At 44.2% G+C, this 7,428-nt stretch carries 7 protein-coding genes; 1 reads left to right on the top strand and 6 read right to left on the bottom strand.

The features are described 5' to 3' along the window. Positions 1-174: 174 nt before the first annotated feature. Entirely contained in the window at positions 175-1,143 is a 969-nt protein-coding gene (locus ACYQ2O_RS09270; protein WP_346025503.1) for a Gfo/Idh/MocA family protein, read from the top strand. Between the two features lie 459 nt (positions 1,144-1,602). On the opposite strand, the gene ACYQ2O_RS09275 is transcribed toward ACYQ2O_RS09270, so the two are convergent. The 6 genes from ACYQ2O_RS09275 to ACYQ2O_RS09300 all read right to left on the bottom strand — a co-directional run bounded on the left by ACYQ2O_RS09275 (position 1,603) and on the right by ACYQ2O_RS09300 (position 7,220). Continuing rightward, positions 1,603-1,932: a thioredoxin family protein gene (locus ACYQ2O_RS09275; protein WP_346025502.1), complete on the bottom strand. Its 330-nt coding sequence runs from the start codon at positions 1,930-1,932 to the stop codon at positions 1,603-1,605. A gap of 37 nt (positions 1,933-1,969) precedes the next feature. Next, entirely contained in the window at positions 1,970-2,284 is a 315-nt protein-coding gene (locus ACYQ2O_RS09280; protein ID WP_346025501.1) for an FtsX-like permease family protein, read from the bottom strand. Between the two features lie 298 nt (positions 2,285-2,582). Continuing rightward, positions 2,583-4,880, bottom strand: coding sequence for an ABC transporter permease (locus ACYQ2O_RS09285; protein ID WP_346023873.1), 2,298 nt, complete (start codon positions 4,878-4,880; stop codon positions 2,583-2,585). A 28-nt stretch (positions 4,881-4,908) separates the two neighbouring features. Then, entirely contained in the window at positions 4,909-5,070 is a 162-nt protein-coding gene (locus ACYQ2O_RS09290) for a hypothetical protein (RefSeq protein WP_346023874.1), read from the bottom strand. A 30-nt stretch (positions 5,071-5,100) separates the two neighbouring features. Next, positions 5,101-5,805 (bottom strand): ABC transporter ATP-binding protein, encoded by a 705-nt coding sequence (locus ACYQ2O_RS09295; protein WP_091265974.1) that lies wholly within the window; start codon positions 5,803-5,805, stop codon positions 5,101-5,103. Between the two features lie 236 nt (positions 5,806-6,041). Next, positions 6,042-7,220 (bottom strand): class I SAM-dependent rRNA methyltransferase, encoded by a 1,179-nt coding sequence (locus tag ACYQ2O_RS09300; RefSeq protein ID WP_459796477.1) that lies wholly within the window; start codon positions 7,218-7,220, stop codon positions 6,042-6,044. Positions 7,221-7,428: the final 208 nt, after the last annotated feature.

The raw sequence follows: 7,428 nt of genomic DNA on the forward strand, positions 1-7,428 counted from the left end.
TACCGACTTCATTTAAAGAAATTTTATCTGGAAACCAGCCCAATCAGGCATACAGCACTGTTTGATCTCGTTGATTAACCTTAAGCCGATAGGCTTTCCAAGGTCTGATTAGGGTGCGAAACTTGAGTTTGTTACACTATTATCATCAATGTGCAATCAGAAAGAAGGATAATTATGACTAAGATAAAATGGGGCATGATCGGATTAGGAGACATTGCTCACCAGTTCGCCCAGTCATTCGATACAGACAAAGCGGAACTTACTGCTGTAGCCTCACGTACCTTACAGAAAGCCTTTGACTTTTCCAGTACCTACAAGGTCCCCAAGGCATACGGCAGCTACGAGCAGCTGGCCTATGACCCTGAAATAGATATTGTCTATCTGGCTACGCCCAACAGCCTGCACAATGATAATATGATGATGCTTCTTAAAGCCAATAAACATATTTTGTGTGAGAAGGCCATCACGATGACTAAGAACGAACTCGACGATGTGCTGGCGCTGGCCGAAGAGAAGAATCTCATTGTAGCTGAGGCCATGACGATTTATCATATGCCGATTTTCTCTCAGCTGAAGGAACGCATTACTGGAAGAGAATTCGGTCCTTTGAAAATGGTTCATGCTTTCTTCGGCAGCCTGAAACCCAATGACCCGACAAACCGCTTCTTTAATCCTGATCTAGGCGGAGGCGCACTTCTTGATATTGGCGTCTATGCTCTTTCCTTCATGAGGTATTTCCTTTCCAGCCAGCCTGATGAACGTAGGACCACTGTCTCATTACATGACAGTGGTGTGGATGAGCGCAGTTCCTTCCAGTTCAGTAATAAAGAGGGTGAAATGAGTACAGTCTCATTCAGCTTCCGTTCCAAAATGCCGAAACAAGGTGTGATTGTCTGCGAAGGAGCTTATATCACAGTCATGAATTATCCAAGAGCTGATTCAGCACTTATCACTTATTCAGATGGTCAGACGGAGGAAGTAACGGCCGGTGAGCATGGCCGGGCATTGACTTATGAAATAGAAAACCTTTCAGACACGTTATCGACTGGTAAAGATCTGACGTCGATCGACCTGACTAAGGACGTCAACGAACTGATGGACTGGGCAGCACGAGAATGGAAAATGGACTGGCTGATCAGCTGATCGTTAAGTAATTAAGATGCGGAATTCTCTCGAGAATTCCTCTTTTTATGCTTTAATTCCCGCTCAATCGATTCCTTCATTCGAGCGCTCGCTTTACTAACAGCTATTGCCTGTCCAACCATCTTTTCTAATCGAGTGGGCGATAATCTCCTGATTTATACTCTCCCACGCCTCTTTTCAATATGAGTGAGCAATAATACTTACTTTTGTACCCGCTCACTTAGATGCTGTGGCGACTCGAGAAATCGAGTCTCTTCCTTTAATTATGGCTGCCGCTGCAGCCTTTTCCTAATAAAAAACGGCGACAATACCTGATCTGAAAACACATCGGAGTCTGTCTGTTGAGACAGAGCTGTTATCCTCTTCCGTTTCAGAATAAAGTACTGTTACCGTTCGTTATAAGCTTATTTTTTTAGCATTGCAGGTTTAATCAAGAAACCTCATGACTCAATGATTCACCTAAACTGAGTCCAGTATCCTGTCGATCTTGTCCTTGAGCTCTTCCGTACGTATGAAACGCGCAATACGAAGCACTTCTTTTCCTTCAAGGAAAAGAAGCACAACAGGGACGGTAAAGACTGTAAACTCTCCAGATAAGATGCGGAGCTTTTCGATATCGGCCTGAATAGACGTCAGGTCATTATAGCTGTCGATCATCGGTCTGATCTGAGGCATCACTCCATGACAAACGGAACAATGTTCGCCGTAGAGGAAGACGAAAACCAGTTTTTCATTGTCAATCAGCTTCCTTAATTCTCCAACACTCTCGGCTTCTTTAAATCCATCCATAGCTTACCTCCCCCCACACTCAATAAACGTGTGCGCATCAGTCTTGTGTTTTGAGCGCTTCTACCATATCCACTCTTTTCAGCTTAAAGTGCATGACCAGCATGACCAAGCTTGAGAAGAAGAACATCAGCAGGAACGAGTACAGATAACTGGTTAAACTGATCTGTCTTGCGAAACGCATAATGTCGATTTCTGCAGTCTGCAGAACAAACCGGTGCATGATGAATCCTAGTCCGAAACCGGCAAGGATTTCTAAGACAGTGAGCACCAGATTCTCTCTATAGACATACATCGTCACTTCTTTATCAAAGAACCCGAGCACTTTAACGTAATTCCGAAAGAAGTCTCCCACTTCTAAGCGTATGGGTGCGAAGCACCAGTGAAAGTGGGAGATGAATTTCGGTCAAGCGATAGCTTGAAGTGGTTAATGTCATTCTCATTTGGTATACTTTATATATAGACGATAACCAAGTCTATATAGGCGACAACCAAGCCTACTGAGTATTCCTTGGCGTTAGCCAAGTAAAAGAAAACCTATGAGGCAGGGACTGCCTTTTGAGCCTACCCATATCCGATTCCTCTGTCTGCATGAAACCTGTGCAGACAAGAATGGAGTTCGTAGGAAGCCCCCACTTCAAAATCCGGAGGATTTAAGTGGTGGGTAGTTCACTGGTAGACAGTTCGCGTATCCGTTCAGAAACGTTGATGTTTGTCAGATTGTATAGGACAACAAAGGCCAGTGAAGCTGCGGAAACGATCAGGACAATGGTCACTACATCCAGACTATCCATCGAATCCTGGAACGCGTCTTCGATCGCGGCGGCGAATGCCACACCTTGAACAGCATCTTCAGCTGTCAGCTGCTGTCCCAGCTTATCGTCGTCGACTGCCTCTGTATCATACCTCAATAAGCGTGTATCGTACTCAGCTTCTTCTCCCATGAGTTTTTCATAGGCTGAAGGTGACAGATAAACATAATGTTGAACGTAGTGTTCAACTATTTCTTCAACTTCGATATCAAACACATCTGAATCATTAGTTTCTACAGTAATGATATCTCCGACCTCAGCATTCAGCAGGTCGGCCAGTTTGTCAGTGATGATGGCTCCTTCTTCAGGTAAATCAAAGGTAACCGATTCATCATCCAGATCACGAAGGACAACAAACTCTTCCATCCGACTCGGTTCGCTTGGGACAAATAGATTGATATCGTGAGATTCCCCGTCTCTTTCTGCGTAGGCATTATCCTGACTGACGTGTAGGTGCCCTTCCAGCCCTTCTAAGGATTCAAGTGTCTCTATATACTCTTCGACCTGAATTTCACTGGCATCAGTGTTCTCTGAGACAATAGCCTGGTACAGATTGATTTCTCCAAACTGTATCTCTCCGATATCTCCAATCGAGTCGGAAAGTCCATACCCAGTAAGAAGCAGTGCAGTTCCACCAGCCACTCCAAATAAAGTCATGAGCATGCGACGCTTATATCTGAACAGATTTCTCGACGCAACCTTTTGAGTAAAGGTGAACCGATTCCAGATAAATGGCATGTATTCCAGGAAGATCCGTTTACCTTTTTTAGGTGCTTTTGGCTTCAACAAGGTAGCTGCGTTGCTCCTCAGTGATAGTCGAACGGATACGAGTGTCGATAAACCTGTTGCAAGGAGTGCACCTGTAATTGAAATGACGGCGTAACTCCAGTAGAACTGTGTATCTGCGGATGGCAGATTATACATTGAACTGTAGGCATCCATTACTACAGTTGGGAAGATCCAGTACCCTAGTAGCAGACCTATAATTCCACCTGCAACTGTTGCGATAAAGGCATAAACGAAATACTTCATCGCAATAGGAAAGTTTCCATAACCTAAAGCTTTTAGTGTTCCAATCTGATTTCTTCCCTCATCGACCATTCTAGTCATTGTTGTGAGCGATATCAGTGCCGCAAGCAGGAAGAAGAAGACAGGAAAGATCTGCGCAATTGCTGTGATCCGTTCTGCATTTTCATCAAACTCTCCGTAGCCCTGAAAGGACATCCGATCCTGAATAAAGTATTCCGGCTCTTCCAGATCAGCAAGTTCCTCTTCGGCTTCTGCCAGGTCTGCTTCTGCTTCTGCTATCTCTTCTTCTGTACTCTCCTGTTCTTCTTCGAACTCGGCAAGCCTCTCTTCATACTCTTCTTGTGCCTCTTCAAGCTCAACGCGGGCGTCTTCCAGTTCAGCACTCGCTTCCTGAATTTCAGTATCAAGCTCATTTTCTGCCTGTTCCAGTTCGGCCAGTCCCTGCTGGATCTGTTCTTCCTGAGCATTAAGTTCAGTGGAGGTCTGTGGATCTTCTATCTGAGCTGCTTCAAGCTGTTGTCTATTTGATTCCACTTCAGCAAGAGCGGACTGCAGCTGAGCACGCTGATCTTCGATTTCTCTTCTGGCGTCTGCTTCTTCCTGCTCCAGCTCATCAAGTCCTTCTTCGTAGTCTTCAACCCCTTCTTCAATTTCAATTCGGGCGTCTTCCAGTTCTTGCTCGGCATTCTCCAGCTCCTGTCGCGCTTCCTCGATTTCATAATAGCCGTCACTGATTTCTTCTTCGATTTCCTCAACGAGTGCCTCATAGCGTTCGGAAGGACGATCTGCTAGCAATGCTTCGACTTCTTCTGTGCGCTCATCAATATACTGATCATAGTCTTCTGAATACACATCATACTCGCGTGCGTTTTCAAAAAGTAAATAGGCGTCTGTATGTACTTCCATATCAAACACTTCTTCCAGTACCAATGCGAAGCCATCCAGAGAACCTGTCCCGACTTGGGTGTTGCCACGTTCCATCCGCTCAATATAGCGAGGATGATTGACAAATCCCACTACTTCGAAAGTTGTTTCAGAAAAATTTTCTTCATACTCGTCCGGTGTACCTTCTTCGATCTGAACTGTATCCCCGATTTTATAGTCGCCCAAATAGCTGTTCGTGTTATCCAGTGCAATTTCATTGACCGTCTCCGGCAGTATGGACCATGACTGGCCCCGTTGCGCTCAAGCCAGCGAAAAAGGCAACGCCCAGCATAATGATGGCGAAAATAGACAGAAAGCGGGTCTTGGTCCGCCAGATTTCTCTTAAAGTGTCTTTCCAAACTGTTCGATATTTCATCTTATCCCCTCAATTCTATTCGGCATCTGCTTACCACTCAATGCTTTCAACAGACTGAGGCTGTTCATTGATGGTGACTTCTCTGACTTTAGCATTATTGATGTCGATCACTCGATTAGCCATTGGAGCAATGGCACGGTTATGAGTAATGACGACAACCGTTGCTCCATATTCTTCTTTTGAACGGCTGAGAAGGTCGAGAACTTTCTTTCCAGTTTCGTAGTCCAGTGCTCCGGTGGGTTCGTCACATAAAAGCAACTTAGGCTGCTTAGCTAGGGCCCGGGCAATAGCCACCCTCTGCTGTTCTCCTCCTGATAGCTGAGCCGGAAAGTTGTCCATCCGATGTTCCAGTCCGACACTTATGAGCACTTCCTCCGCATCAAGAGCATCAGGTGAGATCTCAGCTGCCAATTCAACATTCTCCTTCGCAGTCAGGTTAGGAATCAGATTGTAATTCTGAAAGATGAATCCGACATCGTTGCGCCTGTATTCAGTCAGTTGTTTCTGGTCGAAGCCCACAATATCGGTTCCGTCTATAATGACTTCTCCTCCATCTGCAGCATCCATCCCACCTAGAATATTCAGAACAGTTGTTTTTCCTGCACCACTAGGACCGACGATTACAGCAAATTCATTTTTTTCAATATCGAAAGTGATTTTGTCGTTTGCAATCACTTCTGTTTCTCCAGATTTGTATTTCTTTACTTCGTCTTTAACACTGATATAAGCGGTCATCACGATCTTCCTTTCTACATATGCCCTACTATTTTAGCATACCTATAGAGCCCTTTAGTATAAGTTAGCTTAAAGAACATAATTTTTCATGAAAAAATCATAACTACATGGACCGTTCATTTTACCGTTAAGCGTCCATAATCACTCAGGCTCAGCCTTTCCTGTACTACAAGAAAACGCCCTGCAGTTTATCCTCTTAGGTCAACCTGCAGAACGTCTACACTTATATAGTTAATTTAGTTTGTCCGTTCAAGCACAAACACTTTAAGATAGTGGCCCTCGGGATACGCTCTGCTGACGGCAAAGTCATCTGGCAGATCATGTTCATCCATCAGATACGCGTCTACTTGAAGCTCTTCCAGTGCATCGTTGACCATTTCAAAAAAGTCATCTCTACTGACGCTCCAGGCATTTGTAGAAGTAATGAGTACACCGTTCTGAGCCAGTACCTCTACTGCATCTTTTACGAGTTCAGAATAATCCTTATCTACGCTGAACGTTCGTTTTTTAGTTCTGGCAAAAGTTGGTGGATCAAGAACAATCAGATCAAAGCGCAGTTGATGCTTCTTGGCATAGTCAAAATAATCAAAAACATCCATTACTCGGATTTCATGATCATCCGGATTCAACCCATTCAATTCAAACTGTTCTCTAGTTCTTCCCTTACTTCTGTTTGCTACATCAACATTGACTGTTTTTGATGCACCTCCCATTGCGGCTGCGACTGAAAAGGCACCAGTATAACTGAAGGCGTTGAGTACTTTACGGCCCATACCCAGATCTTCCATGATTTTTCTTCTGACATTTCGCTGATCCAGGAAGATCCCTGTCATCCATCCTTCATCCAGGTAGACATTGTAGCGAATCCCATTCTCTAAAATAGTCATTGGCTCGTCTGCCTGTTTTCCGTCTACAAATTTTGACTTGAATGAAGCTGATGGGTAGCGCAGCTTTTCATAGATTCCCTTGTAGTCAGGCACAGCCATTCTGAATGCATCCAGAATCATGTCTCTATGCTGGTAAATCCCTTCGCTGTACCATGTAAAGACATAATACCCATCATAATAGTCTACCGTTATCCCACCGATTCCATCGCCTTCTCCATTAAAGAATCGGAAAGCAGTCGTCAGTTTATCTGCATAAAATGGGGTCCGTTTCTTCCGTGCAATTCTGAACTGACGATCGAAAAAAGATATGTCAAGCTTGTCAGTATCGTCTAGAGACAGTACCCATCCGGCTGTTTTTTTCTCGTCTCCAATATAGCCAAGCCCGACAAACTTGCGGGAGCTGTCTACCAGTCTCACAAAGTCGCCTTCTACAACTTGGTCCTTATCTTTGAAATCATAGTCTTCTAAAGCCGGATACCCTTTTTGTATCCGACTGGCTGCCAGTTTTTTTACTTGTAAATTCTTCATAATGCGCCCCTTTGATTTCTTTTTCATTGTTGCTTTCATTCTATAATTATACCATACATGATACTTACAGTTTAATCGAGAAATCGAGTAGGAGGTAAATAATTAATTTATTTACCGTCCTCTCACACCACCGTGCGTACGGTTCCGTACACGGCGGTTCAATAATTTAAATATCTCTATCGCTCGTACAAATGTATTAAATCTCTTA

The sequence above is a fragment of the Alkalibacterium sp. m-11 genome, from assembly GCF_054658155.1.